12 protein-coding genes are annotated in these 17100 nt (G+C 70.9%); all 12 read right to left on the reverse strand.

Annotated elements, in window-relative coordinates; all coding sequences use genetic code 11:
* Nucleotides 1–17: 17 nt before the first annotated feature.
* The 12 genes from BMY07_RS21220 to BMY07_RS21275 all read right to left on the reverse strand — a co-directional run bounded on the left by BMY07_RS21220 (nucleotide 18) and on the right by BMY07_RS21275 (nucleotide 17009).
* A complete protein-coding gene (locus BMY07_RS21220; protein ID WP_092781409.1) occupies nucleotides 18–824 on the reverse strand; it encodes a hypothetical protein in 807 nt (268 codons plus the stop codon).
* A gap of 11 nt (nucleotides 825–835) precedes the next feature.
* Complete coding sequence (locus BMY07_RS21225) at nucleotides 836–1333, reverse strand: SigE family RNA polymerase sigma factor (protein ID WP_092781412.1); 498 nt, start codon at nucleotides 1331–1333, stop codon at nucleotides 836–838.
* A 535-nt stretch (nucleotides 1334–1868) separates the two neighbouring features.
* Nucleotides 1869–2912: a glycosyltransferase family 2 protein gene (locus tag BMY07_RS21230; RefSeq protein ID WP_092781415.1), complete on the reverse strand. Its 1044-nt coding sequence runs from the start codon at nucleotides 2910–2912 to the stop codon at nucleotides 1869–1871.
* Between the two features lie 18 nt (nucleotides 2913–2930).
* Complete coding sequence (locus BMY07_RS21235; protein WP_177215686.1) at nucleotides 2931–6881, reverse strand: DUF4082 domain-containing protein; 3951 nt, start codon at nucleotides 6879–6881, stop codon at nucleotides 2931–2933.
* A gap of 500 nt (nucleotides 6882–7381) precedes the next feature.
* The gene (locus tag BMY07_RS21240; RefSeq protein ID WP_092781421.1) at nucleotides 7382–7960 is read right to left on the reverse strand and encodes an acyltransferase; all 579 of its coding nucleotides are present in this window, start codon (nucleotides 7958–7960) and stop codon (nucleotides 7382–7384) included.
* Nucleotides 7957–9063 (reverse strand): DegT/DnrJ/EryC1/StrS family aminotransferase, encoded by a 1107-nt coding sequence (locus BMY07_RS21245; RefSeq protein WP_092781424.1) that lies wholly within the window; start codon nucleotides 9061–9063, stop codon nucleotides 7957–7959. The genes BMY07_RS21240 and BMY07_RS21245 overlap by 4 nt, the downstream gene beginning before the upstream one ends.
* A 112-nt stretch (nucleotides 9064–9175) precedes the next feature.
* The gene (locus BMY07_RS21250) at nucleotides 9176–9817 is read right to left on the reverse strand and encodes an acetyltransferase (protein ID WP_092781427.1); all 642 of its coding nucleotides are present in this window, start codon (nucleotides 9815–9817) and stop codon (nucleotides 9176–9178) included.
* The gene (gene asnB, locus BMY07_RS21255; protein ID WP_177215687.1) at nucleotides 9814–11667 is read right to left on the reverse strand and encodes an asparagine synthase (glutamine-hydrolyzing); all 1854 of its coding nucleotides are present in this window, start codon (nucleotides 11665–11667) and stop codon (nucleotides 9814–9816) included. Before asnB ends, BMY07_RS21250 begins: the two co-directional genes overlap by 4 nt.
* A gap of 2 nt (nucleotides 11668–11669) precedes the next feature.
* Nucleotides 11670–13802 (reverse strand): glycosyltransferase, encoded by a 2133-nt coding sequence (locus BMY07_RS21260; protein ID WP_092781430.1) that lies wholly within the window; start codon nucleotides 13800–13802, stop codon nucleotides 11670–11672.
* Complete coding sequence (locus BMY07_RS21265) at nucleotides 13799–14926, reverse strand: DegT/DnrJ/EryC1/StrS family aminotransferase (protein ID WP_245782550.1); 1128 nt, start codon at nucleotides 14924–14926, stop codon at nucleotides 13799–13801. The genes BMY07_RS21260 and BMY07_RS21265 overlap by 4 nt, the downstream gene beginning before the upstream one ends.
* Entirely contained in the window at nucleotides 14926–15945 is a 1020-nt protein-coding gene (locus tag BMY07_RS21270) for an NAD-dependent epimerase/dehydratase family protein (RefSeq protein WP_092781433.1), read from the reverse strand. The genes BMY07_RS21265 and BMY07_RS21270 overlap by 1 nt, the downstream gene beginning before the upstream one ends.
* Nucleotides 15942–17009: a Gfo/Idh/MocA family protein gene (locus tag BMY07_RS21275; protein WP_092781436.1), complete on the reverse strand. Its 1068-nt coding sequence runs from the start codon at nucleotides 17007–17009 to the stop codon at nucleotides 15942–15944. The genes BMY07_RS21270 and BMY07_RS21275 overlap by 4 nt, the downstream gene beginning before the upstream one ends.
* Between the last annotated feature and the right edge of the window lie 91 nt (nucleotides 17010–17100).

The raw sequence follows: 17100 nt of genomic DNA on the forward strand, positions 1-17100 counted from the left end.
CAGGCGGGGGTCCTCGGTCAGCGCAGGGTGAGCCTGGGGTCCATCGCCAGGGCGGCCAACTGCTGCGGGGTGAGCGGGTAGGCGGCGAGCGGCTTGACCGCCGGGGTGAACTCCTGGGCCTGGGTGACGAGCACCCGCACGCCGTCCGGGTGCAGGTAGGTCGCCCACTGGAACGTCCCCCTGGTCGCGGTGTGGACCGGGATGTAGTTGTCGCCGACCTTGGTGGTCTCGCACGACGCGTCCATGCCCTCGCGCGGGACGTCGCACCCGACCGCGCCCTGGAACGACGGGATCACCTCGACCACGAGCCTGCCCCAGCGGTCGTCCTTGCCGATGGCCGTGTACGCGGTGTACTCCCACACCTCGGCGTTGTCGTCGACGACCTGCGCCTGGTGCGCGCGCGCCGGGATGTCGCTGCCCGCGACCCGCGCCGGGGCCGAGTAGCCGCCGGGCACGACGGCGAGGACCCGGTCGAGCAGGTCCTTGCCGAGATCGGCGTGCGGCCCGCTGGTCTGGGTGCGGTCGGTCTGCCCCTCCGGCAGCTTCGGCCTGGTGCCGGAGGCGGTCGGGCCGGTCGTCGTCACGGTCGGGGTGCTGCGGTTGCCCACGGTGATGGTGTCGCCGCCACCCAGCCCGGACAGGGCGAAGGCGCCCACGGCGACCACCACCACGGCGGCCGCTGAGGCGAAGCCCGCGAACTTCGCCCGGTGCGCCCGCTTGGCCTGGCGCGCGTCGTGCAGCACCTGCTCGCTGTCCATCGCGGGCGGCGTCGGGGTCCCGCTCATGGCCTCGTGCAGCGCGGTGCGCAGGGAGTGCTCGTCCATGTGGTCCTTCTTCAGAGAGTCACGGTGGGGGCGGGGAGCAGGCCGCGCAGGTTCACGAGCCCCCGAGCGGCCTGGCTCTTCACCGTGCCCTCGGAACAACCCATGACCCGCGCGGTCTCCTCCAGCGAGAGGTCTTCCCAGTACCGCAGGACCAGTGCGGCACGTTGCCGGGCGGGCACCCTGGCCAGTGCCCGCAACAGGACCACCCGGTCTTCCACGCTCCCGCCACTGGGCGAGGCGTGGTCCCCGGGGTCCTCCGTCACCGTTTCCCGTTTGAAGAACCCACGACGGGTCTCATCGAGAAACGACCTGACCAGGATCTGCCTGGTGTAACCATCGAGCTTCCCGCGCTCGGCGATCCTGTCCCAGACCCGATAGAGCTTGACGAACGCGGTCTGCACCAAGTCCTCCGCCCGGTGCCAGTCGCCGCACAGCAGGAACGCCGTACCGCGCATACTGGTCGACCGCGCCGCGAAGTACTCGGCGAAGTCGCGATCCCGATCGCTCATCGAACCCCCTGGCCAGCCTGTAGCTACCCACTACTCACGCCCGGACCTACCACGAGGGTTGCACGGCTTCCAACCAACGTTGCCCCCACCAACGTTGGCCCACACGTGCCCCTCACGGGCGATGGTCCTCAACGTGCCCTTCTACGACGTTGGCCGAACATCGCTCCTCGGAGTCGCTGGTGCCAAGCCGGCTCGATGGGGTGGACTTGTTTTGTGTGGGGGGGACGGCACCCGTAGCGTCGTTCGCGGCAGGGCCTGCTTTTCGGCCCCTGCTTTGTGGTTCTGCCCGGGTGTCGTAGGGGCCCCGCGCAAAACGAGTTCGCCCCATCGAGCACAGCTCGAAACTCGCGCCCGGACCAATGCCGCAGGCGAGGCGTTCCCGTCGACGCCGCAGGCGAGACCGAGAGCCGGAACACCCCCAGCCCAAGATCAAACCCGCCAAAGCACCCCCCAATACACAGCCTACCGAGGAGTGGAGACCAAACAGGGCGGCCCGAAGGCCGCCCTGTGGACAACTCACGATCTTCAGCGCCTGCTAGATGCCCTCACGCTGCCACTTCAGTACCCGCGCGTGCTGCCGAATACGCCGAGCAGGCGCCGTCAGCACCAGCGGGGACAGCGCACGGGACCGCCGCGCACCAAGCCGCTGGCGGAGGCGCAGCGTGTGCCACTCGGGCAGTCCCTCGATCTCGCCGTAGGACTCGCGGGCGAAGTCGATCAGTTCCTCGACCGGGTCGGTCTCGCTGCGGCCCTTGTCGAAGGCTCGGCCTGCTCGGCGGAGGGCATCGCGGGCTAGGACCCTGCGTACGGAGCGGTCCATGTCGAGGCGGTCGGCGAGGTTGTTGTCCGGGCGGGTGGTGATGGCCGTGTAGGCAGCCAAGCGCTGGCGGAGGTCGGCGACCACGGATGCGTAGTACGCCGCGGACATGTTGTTGCCGTGGACGCGGTAGTACGCCTGGTCCACGCCCTTCAAGTAGCCGACGTCGGCGTGCAGGGCGAAGCGCATCCACATCTCGATGTCGCCGGTGTGGCGGAGTTCGGGGTCGTAGCCGCCGAGCTTCTTCTGCAGGGTGGTGCGGACGACCACCTCCGGGGAGGTGATGCAGCCCTCCCCGAGGGCGAAGCGGCGGCGGAGCCAGGAAGGTCCGTTGTAGACGGTCCAGCCCTGGTCCTCGGTGCGGGCCTGCGGCAGCGGGGTGCTGCCGTCCCAGTGCAGGGGGCGGCCGTAGACGAAGCCGACCTCCGGGTGCGCGTCGAGCAGGCGTGCGGCCCGCAGGAGCGCACCCGGGGTCAGTGCGTCGTCGGCGGACAGGAGAGCGCAGTAGTCCGCGCTCGCCCAGTCCATCAGGCCCTCATTGTACGTGGCGATGTGGCCCTTGTTCCGCTCGTGCTCCAGAACGCTCACCCGACTGTCCTGTGCGGACAGTTCGCGGGCCACATCGGCACTGCCGTCACCGGAGCAGTCGTCGATCACGAGCACCCGGACGTCCACGCCCGGCTGGTCGAGAACACTGCGCACGGCGGTCGGCAGGACCGACCCGTACTTGTAGCACGGGATCACCACGTCAACGCTGGCCACTGCAATAGCCCCCTCGTACTAGGACAGACTCGTCGCGAACACTGCGTCGACCCAGTAGTTGGTTCCGTTACCGGAGCCGTTGGGGAACAGGCCTCCACTGCCGTAACGGTAGACGCCGTTGGGCGCTGCCTCCGTGCTCGCGGGCGCGGTGAGCGGCCCGTTCGTCCGGTCGGTGGTGAAGTACTGCGTGGTGTAGCCGTAGTGGCCCGCCGAACCCCAGTAGGAGACCACGTACGTGGTACCCGCCGTCACCTGGACCGGGGTGTCGAAGGTCAGCGTCTGCCACCCGCTGCTGGTCTCACCGACGAAGGTGCCGGTGGCCAACTGGGCGCCCGCGTTCGTCCACAGGGTTCCGGTGTGCGTGCCCGGGTCACCCGCGGGCTTGTAGAACCGGACCCCGCGGATGTAGCCGTTCTGGCTCGGCGTGATCCGCATGCCCAGCTCGACCGTGGCGTCCGAGGCGGAGTTCGCCGGGGCGTCGGTCGGGCGGAACAGGTTGCACGGGCACTGGCCAGCGGCACCGGTGGTGAAGTTCCACGTGTACGGGGCCGCCATCTGGTTGCCCCAGGCGTCGGAGGCCCGCACGCTCACCGCGTACTGCGTGGTGCCTGCCAGCACGTCGGTCGAGGCGAAGGTGACGCTCCGGTTGTCCGCGGCGATCTGGGTGGTGCCCGGGACCGTGGTGCCGTTGCGGGTGACGCTGAACTGCAGCGTGGCCGGGTTGATCGGCTCGGAGAAGTTCGCCGTGACGCCGGTGCCGGTGGAGACGCCGGTGGCGTTGGCCGCCGGGGTGGAGGAGCTCACCGACGGCGGGGTGGTGTCCGCGCCGAAGGTGTCCACGACCGGGTCGACCCAGTAGTTGTTGGCGTTGTAGCTGCTGTTCGGGAAGCCACCGCCGTAGACGTACACGCCGTTGCCGTTCGCCGCGGGGGAGCTGGGGGCGGTGAGCACACCGCGCCCGGCGCCCTGGTTGGCGAAGTAGCCGGTGTCGACCGAGTAGTGCCCGCTGGGCGCCCGGTACGAGGCGATGTAGGTCTGGCCCGCCTGGATCTGCACCGGGTCGGCGAAGGTCAGCGTCTGCCAGCCGGTCGCCGTCTCGTTGGTGAAGGTGCCGTTGGCGATGCGCTGGCCGCTCGTGGTCCAGATCGAGCCGGTGTGCGTGCCGGTGTTGTTGAAGTTCTTGTAGAACCGGACGCCGGTGACCTTGGCGCTGGCACCCACGGTGAACTTCACACCCAGCTCGACGTCGCTGGCGTCGCCTGCGTCGGCGGTGGCCGGGGTCCGCGAACCGAACAGGTTGCACGGGCACGGCTGCAACGTGGTGCCGGTGGTGAAGCTCCACGTCTTGGGCGCGGCGAGTGCGTTGCCGTAGCCGTCGGTCGCGTTGAGCGTCACGTTGTGCACCGTGCTGGCGGGCAGCAGGTCGGTCGGGCTGAAGGTGACCTTCTTGTCGTCCACGCTGACGGTGCCCGGGATCGGGCTGCCGTTGGCCTGGACGGTGAACTGCACGCTGCCCGGGTCGACGGCCTCGTTGAAGGTCGCCGAGACGCTGCCGTCGCGGTAGGCGCCGGTGCCGCCCGAGGTCGGCGCGGTCGAGCTGACCACCGGCGGGGTGTTGTCCGCGCCGTCGGTCGTGATGACCACGTCGACCCAGTAGTTGCCGCCGTTGTAGGAGCTGTTCGGGAAGCCCGAGCCGTAGCGGAACAGGCCGTTGCCGCCCGGGGTGTTCCCGGTCGCCGGTGCCGTCAGCGGGACGATGCCCGCACCCTTGGTGTTGAAGAACCCCGGGTCGACCGAGTAGTGGCCGTTGGGCGCGGTGTAGGAGACGACGTAGGTCTGCCCGGCGCGGATCTGCTGCGGGCTGCTGAAGGTCAGCGTCTGCCAGCCGGAGGCCGACTCACCCGAGAAGGTGCCGGTCGCCAGCTGCTGGCCCGCCGAGGTCCACAGGCTGCCGGTGTGGGTGCCGGTGTTGGTGGCCGCCTTGTAGAAGCGGACACCGGTGACCGTGGCGTTCACCGAGGTCGTGAACTTGGTGCCGACCTCGATGGCCGCGGCGTCGCCGCCGTCGACGGTGCTCGGGGTCTGCGTGCCGAAGATGGTGCACGGGCACTGCTGCGAACCCACGGTCACGTCGCGGGTGACGGTGGCGCCGAGGGTGGCGCCGTCGTCGGAGGCGCGGACCTTGATCGAGACCGGGCCGAGCGTGCTCGGGGTCCAGGCGTACGACCAGGTGTCCAGGCCGGTGGCGCGGTGGTAGGTGGCGCCGCCGTCGACGGAGACCTCGACCGAGCCGACCTTGCCGCCGCCGGAGTCGACCGCGGTGCCGGTGATGGTGCGCGGGGTGCCTGCCGGGACGGTCGAACCCGCCGCGGGCGAGCTGATGGTCACGACCGGGCCGGTGGTGTCCGTCGACTTGGTGGCCAGGGCCAGGCCCGCCATCAGCGTCTTGGGCTGGGCGCCCATGTCGGCGAGGAGGTTGACCGTGGCCTGCTGCATCGCGGTGCTGGTCGGCGCGGTCGCCGGGGCGCCAGCCGGGAAGGTGTGGTCGGCGTCGAGGCCCCACGCCCACTGCACGGTCGCCGCGGAGAACACCAGCGCCTTGCTGACCTGGTCCCGGTAGATGATGAGCTTGTGGTTGGCGGGTCCACCGCCGTAGATGTGGCCGTAGTCGAGCAGCAACTGCCCGTTGTCAACGGTCACGGTGGTGTCCGACAGCGGGACCGAGCCTGCGGGCCGGTAGCCGTTGTCCGGGTCGCCGTCCCACTCGTAGCCGAGCGTGCCCTGCGGCAGCACGGTGGTCGTGTTCGCCGTGGCGATGGAGGTACCGCGCCAGAACCGGTTGCGACCGAACGAGGACGGGACCTCGATGGAGTCGGCCCGGTAGCCGTTGACGTTGAACAGCGTGCCGACGAGCTCGTTCTCCGGGCGACCGGCGTCCGAGGGCGGCGACTGGCGCGGGTCGCGCCAGGTGCCGGTCCACAGCGGGCTCGGGTCGATCTTCGCGCCACCGGTGGCCTTGGTCTCCTTGTAGCAGACCATCGTGCGCAGCGCGGTGTTCGACGAGTCGATGGAGTTCTCGAACCGGGTCTTCCAGAACATCGTGTTGCCGGTCGAGAAGAACAGGTTCACGCCTGCGGCCTTGGCCGCCTCGATGCCCGCGCGCTGGGTCGCGTTGACGTACTCGTCGTGGCCCGAGGAGAGGTACACCTTGTGGTTCTTGAGCAGGTTCGGGTTGCGCGTGATGTCGACGCCGGTCAGGTAGCTGACGTCGTAGCCGTTGCGCTCGAGGAACCGGATCATCGGGTACTCGGCGTTGAGGAAGTTCGAGGTGCCCGCGTTGCGGTACGGCCGGTTGTAGCTGACCTTGAACGCACGACCGTCCGGCGAACCGGAGAAGCCGCCCTCGTACAGGTTGTACTCGTTGACGCCTTCCTTGTCGCCGTACTTGTTGTAGGCCTGCCACGTCTGGTCGGAGGTCTGCACGACGATGTCGGAGGTCGAGGAGTCGTTGCGCACGACGAACGGGTACTGGCCCGCGCCGTTGCCGTCGTTGCGGATGAAGTTCGCGACGTAGAAGCCGGGGACCGCGGTGCTCGGCACGTACCAGGACGCGGAGACGCCCCAGTTGCCGCAGTCCACCATGCCGGTCGTCGACTGGTAGAGGCACGCGGGCTGGGTCTGCGGCAGGTGCGCGGTCGGGACCAGCGTCTGCTGGAGGCGACCACCGGTACCGCCGTAGTAGCCCAGGCGCACGATGTCGATCTGGTAGTCCGTGCTGGGGGTCTTGACCTTGAAGTCGAGGCGCTCGCCCGGCTGGATGCTCGGCGCGGTCGCGTAGCCCTCGATGTCGCCGTAGTGGCTCTCGATGAACCAGTCGGCACGCGGCGTGCCCGGCTTGGAGTTCTCACAAACAATGGGGTTGACCGGTGCGTCGCACGGACCGGCGGCAGCCGGTGACGCAACGAGCACGGGGAGTCCGACAACGACAAGTAAACCTGCGAGGGCAGCGCGCACTGTGCGCCCTGCCCGACCCCGAGCGCGTGCGGCTAGCCTCGCACGGTCCATCCGAGCCTCCACGGTGAGTAACCGCTGTTAGGTAAAATCTGAAGTTGGCACCGAATAGGGGACGCGCGACAGGGTTCGCGGTTCCTATTTACCTGCACATCGTCACATACGATGACACCGTTACCCCCATCTGGGGTAGAGCCAGCCAAAGTCCAGCCAGCAACCGGGTTGTTCACCGTCCCGAGTGGATCTGTTGCCGCGGGTGAGCCAGGCCGCTCCCAGCGAACACCCAGTGTCCTTTGGGGAATCCGTTACCCGCTCGACTGTCCGGTGAGGCCGGTCACCCACCGGCAGCCCCCGACCGGTAATCACCTGATCGGCGCACAGGATGGCGCTCGGCAACACCGGGAAAACCCGAATGGCCGCCGATGGTGATCGGCGGCCATTGGGTGAAACGTGAAAGCTCAGGCTCGGGTCAGGCCTTTGCCCGCTCCGGCGGCGCGGAAGTCCAGCCCGCACTCGGCGCAATGCAGATCTTCGTCGAGCCGGGCTGCGCATTCGCAAACCCAGCCCTTGCGGGTCGCGGGGTTGCCCACGACAAAAGCGTGCGGCTCGACGTCCTTGGTCACGACCGCGCCCGCACCGGCGAAAGCGAAGGCGCCGATCTCGATCCCGCAGACCACCACGGTGCCCGCGCCAAGGGTCGCGTTGTGCCTGACCACGGTGCCAATCAGCTGGTCAGGGCCCTTGCGGATGTGCGCGCGGGGCCGGAAGTCATTGGTGAACAGCACATTGGGGCCGAGGAAGACCTCGTCCTCGCAGGTGACCCCGCCGAAGACCAGCGTGCCGTTCTTGACCGTCACCCGGTCGCCCAGGACCGCGCCCGTTTCGACGAACGCCCCGTCGCAGATGTTGCAGTCCTTGCCGACCCGCGCGCCGGGCAGGACGTGCGCGAAGGCCCAGACGCGGGTACCCGCGCCGACCTCGTCGCTCTCGCACAGTCCACGTTCGTGGACGAACACGCTCGATGACACCGCGGTCACCGCACGGCCTCGGAGAGCACTGACACGACCCGCTCCTGCTGCGCCTCGGTGATCTCCGGGAACAGCGGCAGGGACAGGATCTCGGTACCGAGCCGCTCACTGGCCGGGAACGCGCCCTCGCCGAGCCCGAGGTCGGCGAACGCCCCGGTCAGGTGCACGGGCGTCGGGTAGTGGATGCCCGCGCCGATGCCCTCGGCGTGCAGCTTGCCCAGCACGGCGTCGCGGTCGGCGACCCGGATCACGTAGAGGTGCCACACCGGCACGTTGCCCTCGGCGACCACCGGGGTGGTCACACCATCCACATCGGACAGCAACGCGGTGTAGCGGTCGGCGGCGACCCGGCGCGCGGCGTTCCAGCCTGCGAGCCTGCGCAGCTTGGCCGAGAGCACGACGGCCTGGAGGGTGTCGAGCCGGGAGTTGAAGCCCAGCACCGGGTGCTCGTACTTGCGGGGCGAGCCGTGCGCGCCCAGCAGCCGGACCCGCTCGGCCAGGTCGGCGCGCGAGGTGGTGACCGCGCCCGCGTCGCCGTAGGCGCCGAGGTTCTTGCCCGGGTAGAAGCTGGTGGCGGCGATGTCGCCGAACGACCCGGCGGTCTGGCCGTTGCGGGTGGCGCCCTGCGACTGGGCCGCGTCCTCGACGATGGCGACGTTGGTCGGCAGCACCGCGCGCAGCTTCTCGATCGGCGCGACCTGGCCGTAGAGGTCGACCGGCAGCACCGCGCGGGTGCGGGTGGTGACGGCGGCCGCGGCGGCGTCGACGTCGATCAGCGCGGTGTCGAGGTCGCAGTCCACCAGCACCGGGGTGGCGCCGGTGCGGGCGACGGCCTCGGCGGTGGCGATGAAGGTGTTGGCCGGGACGATGCACTCGTCACCGGCGCCGATCGACAGCGCGCGCAGCGCCAGCTCCAGCGCGTCGGTGCCGTTGCCGAGGCCGATGCAGTGCTCGACCCCGGCGAACGCGGCGTACTCGCCCTCGAACGCGGTGACCTGCGGGCCGCCGACGAACGCGGTCTTGGCGAGCACGGCCGCCCAGCCCGCGGCCACCTCGTCCGCCACGGCGGCGTGCTGGGCGGCCAGGTCGACCAGGGGGATTGGGCCGGTCATGGTGAGCTCTCCTCGGGTTTCAAGGCGGGTTGGGTGGGGTGGATCAAGGGCGGTCGAGGCGACGGGCAAGCGGGTCACCCGCCACCGCGGTCGAGGCAGGCGAAGGGGTGGTTCAGGACGGGGTGAGCGGTCTGGCCGGTACCCCGACCCAGGTCTCGCCGTCGGGCACGTCGGACAGCACCACGGCGCCCATGCCGACCACGGCGCGGGAGCCGATCCGGACGCCCTGGCGGACGAGCGACCCGGCGCCGAGGTAGGCCGACTCGGCGACCACCACGCCGCCCGCGAGCGTGGCCCGCCCGGCGCAGGTGGCGAAGTCGCCGACTAAGTCGTCGTGGGTGAACAGCACGTGCGGCATGGCCAGCACGTGCGCGCCGACCCGCTGGGGCGCGGTGATGACGGCCCCCGCGAGCAGGACGGTCCCCTCGCCGAGTTCGACGCCGTGGGCGACGGAGGCGGCGGGGTGGACCAGGGTCGCGTAGCGCTCGGCGGGCAGGTCGAGCCTGCGGACCACGTTCGCCCGGCCCTCCGGTCGGCCGGGCGAGGCGACGCAGACCAGCACGAGCGCGTCGGTGTGCTCGTGCACCAGCTCGGACCCGCCGAGCACCGGCACGCCGTCCACTTCGGACCCGTGCCTGCCCGGGTCGTCGTCGAGCAGGCCGATGGTCGTGAACTCACCCGGCAGTGCGCGCGCGGCGGCCAGGACCTCCCGCGCCAGACCACCCGCACCGACGAGCAGCAGCGGCTGGGTCATGCGCCGACCTGGGAGGCCTTGGCGAACTCGCGGTGCCAGACCTCCAGAGAGAGCAGCGTCCACAGCCGGGGCTGCTCGTTGCGGGTGCCCGCGTGGTGCTCGTCGAGCAGCTTGCGCACCGCGGCCGGGTCCAGCTGGCCCGCCACGAACGACGACGGGCCGGTGAGCAGGTCGTTGGCCATCTCGCGCAGGCCGTCGCGGAACCAGGCGTCCAGCGGCACCTTGAAGCCGGACTTGGCGCGGTCGACGACGTCACCGGGCAGGTGCGCCCTGGCGACCTCCTTGACCACCCACTTGGTCACCCCGTTGCGGACCTTGACCGAGCTGGGCAGCGAGAACGCCAGCTCGACCAGCCGGTGGTCCAGGAACGGCGGCCGCAGCTCCAGCGAGGCGGCCATGGACATCCGGTCACCGCGCTCGAGCAGGTTGTCGGCCAGCCAGGCGTGCGAGTCGGCGTAGAGCATCCGGCTCAGCGCGTCGCCGCGCCCCCGCTGGTACGGGGCGATGGCGCTGCGCACGGCGGGACCGCCCAGCAGGCCGTCGCGCTCGCGCTCGGTGAACGGGGCGAACCAGCCGCGCATGCGCTCGGCGGAACTGCCCTCGCCCATCGCCCGCACCGCGACACCGAGCCGCGACTGGGACGCGGGCAGCGCCCGCTCCAGCCGGGGCAGGATCCGACCGCGCAGCGGCGCCGGGATCAGCCCGGCCCAGCGGGTCGCCTGGGCGAAGCGGTACTTCGGGTACCCGCCGAACAGCTCGTCGCTGCCCTCGCCGGACAGCACGACCTTGACCTGGGTGCGGGCCAGCTCGGCCAGCTTGAACACCGCCACGTCGGCCGGTTCGGACAGCGGCGCGTCGCGGTGCCAGCTGAGCTTGTGCCAGTTGTCCTTGAAGTCCTCGGCGGTGACGATCACCTCGTGGTGCTCGCTGCCGACCAGGTCGGCGACCTTGCGCGCCCAGTTGAGCTCGTCGACCCTCGGGTCGCCGAACCCGGCGGAGAAGGTGTGCAGGCCCTCGCCCCGCTTGGCCTTGGCGGTCAGCGCCGAGATCAGGCTGGAGTCGATGCCGCCGGACAGGTAGGCGCCCACCGGGACGTCGGCGACCAGGGCGTCGGCGATGGACGCGTCGAGCGCGTCGGCGACCAGCCGGACGGCGGCCTCCGGGGTGACGTCGCGGTGCGCGGCGTCGGCCGGGATCTGCCAGTAGGCGCGCAGCCGGACCTGCCCGTCGCGGCCGAGGGTCAGCCGGTGGCCCTGCGGGACCTTGCGGACGCCGTCGACCAGCGTGTACGGGGCGGGCACCGACCGGTGCGCCAGGTAGTCGTGCAGGCTGGCCACGTCGACACCGCGCTGCCCGATCGCCGGGAGCAGGGCCTTGATCTCCGAGGCGAAGGCGAAGACCTCGTTGTCGATGTAGTAGTACAGCGGCAGGATGCCGAGCCGGTCGCGCACCAGGTGCAGCTCGCCGGTGTCGGCGTCGCTGATGGCGTAGGCGAACTGGCCGCGCAGCTTGGTGACGCTCTCGACGCCGTGCCGGTCGTAGAGCGCCAGCAGGGTCTCGGTGTCACCGCTGGTGCGGAACGGGTAGTCCAGCTGGTCGCGCAGCTGCCGGTAGTTGAGGATCTCGCCGTTGAAGGCGATCACCTTGCGCCGGTCCGGGGTCGCCATCGGCTGCACCGAGGCGCCCAGGTCGATGATGGAGAGCCGGGTGTGCGCGAAGCCGGTGGACCCCTCGATCCAGGTCCCCGCGTCGTCCGGGCCGCGGTGGTGCAGCCGCCTGGCCATCTCGACCAGCACGGCCGGGTCCACCGGCGCCCCGTCCAGCCTGCGCACTCCGGCGATTCCGCACATCGCTACCGCTGCCCTTCGGCCAGGTCCATCAGCTGCCGCGCCCGCGAGTCCCACGAGGCCGGCAGCACGGCTTCCCGCCTGCCCTCCACAGTGGACAAGCCGCCGTCGGTGAGAGTCTGCCGGACGGCCGCGACGAACGCGTCGTGGCCCTGGGCGATCCTGATCAGCTCGGGGTACTGGTGCACCTCGGGGAAGTCGGTGCTGACCACGGCGAGGCCGAGGGCCAGGTACTCCTTCATCTTGATCGGGTTCGCGTGCTTGATCCAGTCGTTGTCCAGCCACGGCATGATCGCCACGTCGAAGCCGGTGCCGTAGGCCGGGATCTGGGCGTACGGGCGGAAGTCGAGCCAGTGCACGTTCGGGTACTTGGCGAAGCGCTCCATCGACAGCGTCGCGTCGCCGATGAGCACCAGCGAGGCCTCGGGGAACTCCTGGGCGAGGCGCTCGAGCAGGTCGAAGTCGACCAGGTAGTCGTCGAGGCTGCCGAAGAACCCGATGCGCGGGCCGGGGATGCTCGCGATGTCGGCGGGCAGCTCCGCCCGGCGGCGGAAGTGCTGCAGGTCGACGCCGTGGTCGAGGAAGTGCGCCCGGTCCTGGGTGAGGCCGGACTCCTCGCCCTGGAGCTGGCGGCTGACGTAGAGGACGTGGTCGCTGCCCGCGAGCAGCTTGTCCTCCAGCGCGGCGATGGTGCTCTGGTCGGCCTCGGGGAACGCCGAGTGCCGGTCGGAGCGGTTGAACACCAGCCGCCGGTGCTCGAAGCCCTGCACCACGTCCCACGCGGTCGGGATGGTCGCCACCACGATCGGGTTGGGCATCCGCAGCACCGCGCACACGGCCCGCACCTGCGCGCGGACCAGCTTGGCGCCCAGGGCGCGGACCCGCTCGCTGCCGTAGAAGGGCAGCGGCAGCGGGGTCATCACGTAGTAGCCGGGCACGTCGGGCAGCGGGCGGCGCACCAGCTTGGCGACGCTGCCCGCCTTGCGCAGGATGCGGCGGACGAACTGGGTGCTCTTGCCCGGCGTCGGCATCCGCAGGCCGATGCTGTTGACCAGCAGGACCTTGCGGTGCTCGGCGACCCGGCGCATCAGCTGGAAGTCCGAGTGGGCCTGGTTGTGGTACCACCAGTCCTGCGCGGAGAAGCAGACGTACGGCGGAGCGTCCTTCGAGGGCTTTGCTGGGGCGGACAAGGGCGCGGGCCAGGCGCGCTGGGTGAGCAGCGCCTTGACGGCGGCCTTGTGCGTCGCCGAACCGCGCGCGGCCCTCGGCAGGCTGTTGAGCAGGGACGCGGCCCACATACCGGCGGCGGCGACCTTGCCGTGCCGCTCGCGGTGCAGCCGGACCTTGTTGGTGACCAGCAGCGACCACAGGCGCGGCGACGTGCCGGACTCGCCACCGAGGTGCACGGCGCGCGCGGCGGGCTCGTAGTAGGTCTTGAAGCCCTTCGCCCCGGCGCGGAGCATGAACTCGGTCTCCTCCGAGTAGAGCAGGTAGCGCTCCTCGATGGGCCCGATGGCCTCGATGCACTCGCGGGTGACCAGCCACGCGGCGCCGGTGGCCCAGTCGACGAAGCCCGCGCGCTCGTAAGCGGCGGGCTTGGTGACGGTCTCGCCGAGCGGTCCGAACCGCCCGGCCCTGCGGCCGCCGAGGACGGCCTCGCCGAGGGTCCGCAGCACGGTCGGGGTGCGGCGCAGCGAGTGCTGGATGCTGCCGTCCGGCTCGGTGAGCTTCGGCGCGACGACCCCCACACCCGGCTGGACCGCCGCGCGCAGCGCCTTGACCGCGCCGGGGGCCAGCCGGATGTCGGCGTTGAGGACCAGCACGTCGCAGCCGTCGGCGTGGGCGAACCCGGTGTTGACGCCCGCGGCGAAGCCGTCGTTGCCCGTCCGGTGCACGACCTTGACCTCGTTGTCGGTCAACGCGACCACGTCGGCGGTGCCGTCCTGGGACGCGTTGTCGACCACGATGATCCGCGACTCGCCCGCGCCCTCAAGGGCGGCGGGCAGGGCGCGCAGGCAGTCCGCGATCACCTCGGCGCTGTTGTAGGTGACGATGACGATCGCGATGGGGCGGGAGGGCTGGGTGGAACCAGCGACAGGGCGGGAGGGGAGTCCAGCACCGCCCCGAGCGGAGGTCATGACGCCACCAGGCCCAGGGCGTCGGCGAGGGCGCCGACGATGTGCTTCTGGTCGGCGTCGGTGATCTCGTGGTGCAGCGGCAGGATCAGCGAGCGGGTCGCCAGCTCCTCGGTGCCGGGCAGCGGGGCGTGCGGGTGACCGGCGTAGGCGGGCTCCATGTGCGCGGCCATGATGCCGCGGCGGGCGGAGACGCCGGCCTCGGCGAGCTTGCCGAGGACCACCAGCAGGTCGGGGGCGCCGTCGGGCAGCGCGACCCAGAACGACTGGTAGTTCGTGGTGCCGTGCGCCGGGTCGGTGACCGCGCGCAGGCCGAGCGGGGCGAGCAGCTCGTGGTAGCGGGCCGCCAGCGCGCGCCGCTGCTCGATGATCCCGTTCAGGCGCCCGAGCTGCACCAGGCCCATGGCGGCCTGGATGTCGGTCATCCGGTAGTTGAACGCGGTCTCCACATAGGACTCGACGACCGCGCCGCCTGCGGCGTGCCGGTCGGCGGCCGACATGCTCATGCCGTGCTCGCGCAGCCTGCGCAGGCGGGTGGCCCACTCGGCGTCGTCGGTGGTGATCATGCCGCCCTCACCGGTGGTGAGCAGCTTGCGCGGGTGGAACGACCAGGCCGCGAGCAGCGCGCCGGTGCCGACCGGGTTGCCGTCCAGGGTGGACCCGGCGGCGCAGGCGGCGTCCTCGACGACCGGCACGTCACCGGCGATCGCGCGGATCGCCTTGACGTCGGCCGGGACCCCGCCCTGGTGCACGATCATGATCGCCTTGGTGGCGGGGGTGATCGCGGCCGCGACGGTCTCGGCGGTCAGGTTGCCGGTCAGCGGGTCGATGTCGGCGAACACCGGGGTCGCGCCGCAGTAGCGGACGGCGTTGGCGGTCGCGATGAACGACAGCGACGGCACGACGACCTCGTCGCCGGGGCCGACACCCAGCAGGTGCAGGCACAGGTGCAGGCCGGTGGTGCAGTTGGACACGGCGACGCCGTGCGCCGCGCCGACCCGCTCGGCGAAGGCCTTCTCGAACGCGGCGACCCGCGGCCCCTGCGCCACCCAGCCGGACCGGACGGTCTCCGCGACGGCGAGGGCCTCTTCCTCACCGAGCAGCGGCTTCATCACGGGAATGGCCATCAGGCGGCACCCCCAGCAGTGTCGACAACTGCGGCCTTCGCTGTGTTGATCTTCTCCGTACGCCACCACTCGACGAGCCCACGCAGGCCCTCGTCCAGCTTGATCTCCGGACGCCAGCCCAGCTCGCGCTCGGCGGCGCTGATGTCGGCGAGGCGGCGGGTCACGCCGTTGACCTTGCGCTCGGGGCCGTGCTCGACACCCAGGTCCGAGCCCATCGCCGCGAGCAGCGCCTCGGCCAGCCCGAGCAGGCTGGTCTCGGACGAGCTGGCGATGTTGTAGACGGTGTCGGTGACGTCCGCGCGGGCCGCGAGCAGGTTGGCCCTGGCGATGTCGTGGACGTGCACGAAGTCCATCGTCTGCGCGCCGTCACCGAAGATCAGCGGCGCCTTGCCGTCGACGATGCGCTCCATCCAGCGGATGAGCACCTCCGTGTAGAGGCCGTGCACGTCCATACGCGGACCGTATACGTTGAAGTAACGCAACGCGACATAGTCCAGGTCCTGCATGGCCTTGAAGCTGCGCAGCATGCCCTCGTTGAACGCCTTCGCGGCGCCGTAGAAGGTGTCGTTGTTGTACGGGTGGTGCCGCTCGTCGGTCGGGAACGTCTCGGCCAGGCCGTAGATCGACGCCGAGCTGGACGCGATGACCTTCTTGACACCCTCGGCCGCGGCGGCCTCGATGATGGTGAAGGTGCCGTCGACCAGGCTCTCCAGCGCCAGCCGGGGCTCCTCGGCGCACTGGGTGATGCGGATGGCGGCCAGGTGGAACACCAGGTCGACACCCTTGGTCAGCGAGCCGACCAGCGTGCGGTCGTTGATGTCGCCGTCGACCACCTTGAGCCGGTCACCGGCGGCGGCAGCGGCGTCGGCCAGGTTCTCCCGGCGGCCGCGCACGAAGTTGTCCAGCACCGTCACCTCGGCGGCACCGGCGGCGACCAGCTGGTCGACCACGGACGAGCCGATGGTCCCCGCCCCGCCGGTGACCAGGATGCGCTGGCCCTCGATCGGCTGCGCGCTCATGCGTTGACTCCCTCGGTGCTTGTTTCGACAGAGCGGATCGGCAGGAAGACCCCGCCCTTAGCGAGGCTCGCGGACGCGGCCTCCAGGATGGAGAGCACGCGCAGGCCGGAGCGGCCGTCGGTCAGCGGCGGGCGGCTCTGGGTGATCGAGTCGCGGAACTCGGCCATCACCGCGCGCAGCGCCTCCTTCTCGGGCAGCGCGGGGGCGACCATGTCGCCGGTCCGGTAGGACACCATCGTCTGCGCGCGGGTCTGCTCGCCGATCTCGGTGGCGTCCTTGCGGTCGACGCCGCGGTCGTAGATGGCCAGGCGCTGGGCCGGGTTCAGGTCGTCCCACACCACGGTGCGCGAGGAGCCGCCGATGATCATCGTGCGGACCTTGGTCGGCGACAGCCAGTTCACGTGCACGTGGGCCATGGCCCCGCCGGTGAGCTCGATGGTCAGGTGCGCGACGCAGGCCCGACCGGCCCCGATCGGGTCCGACCCGTGCGCGGCGACCGCGATCGGCTGCACGCCGTCGGGCAGGATCGACAGGAAGATCGACAGGTCGTGCGGCGCGAGGTCCCACAGCACGTCCACGTCCGGCTGCACCAGGCCCAGGTTGATGCGCACCGAGTCCAGGTACTGCACCGACCCGATGCCGCCGCCGCGGACCAGGTTGCGCAGGTGCTCCACGACCGGGGTGTAGCAGTAGGTGTGGTCGAGCATGAGGGTCAGGCCGCGCTTGTCGGCGGCCTCCACCAGCAGGCGGCCCTCGTCGTAGGTCGCCGCGAGGGGCTTCTCGACCAGCACGTGCTTGCCTGCCTCGAGCGCCTTCATGGCGACCGGCAGGTGCGTCGCGGCCGGGGTCGCGATGGCCACCGCGTCCACCGCCGGGTCGGCGAGGACCTCGTCGAGGGAGTCGGACACCGCGACGGTGGAGTACTCGCCGAGCACCTTGCGCGCCCGGTCGGCGTCGAGGTCGCACAGGTACTGCAACCGCAGGCCGGGGGTGGCCTGCGCGTTGCGCACCAGGTTCGGCCCCCAGTACCCCGCGCCGATGACGGCTAGCCCGATGGTTCCCACGCTGAATCCCCTTAGTCAGTGCTGATTCCCACCCGCACCGGCCCCTGCGCCGGTGCGGGCGTGTCGAGTTGGATCCCCGGGTCGCGGGGGT

This window comes from Actinokineospora terrae (genome assembly GCF_900111175.1).
GTDB classification, from domain to species: domain Bacteria; phylum Actinomycetota; class Actinomycetes; order Mycobacteriales; family Pseudonocardiaceae; genus Actinokineospora; species Actinokineospora terrae.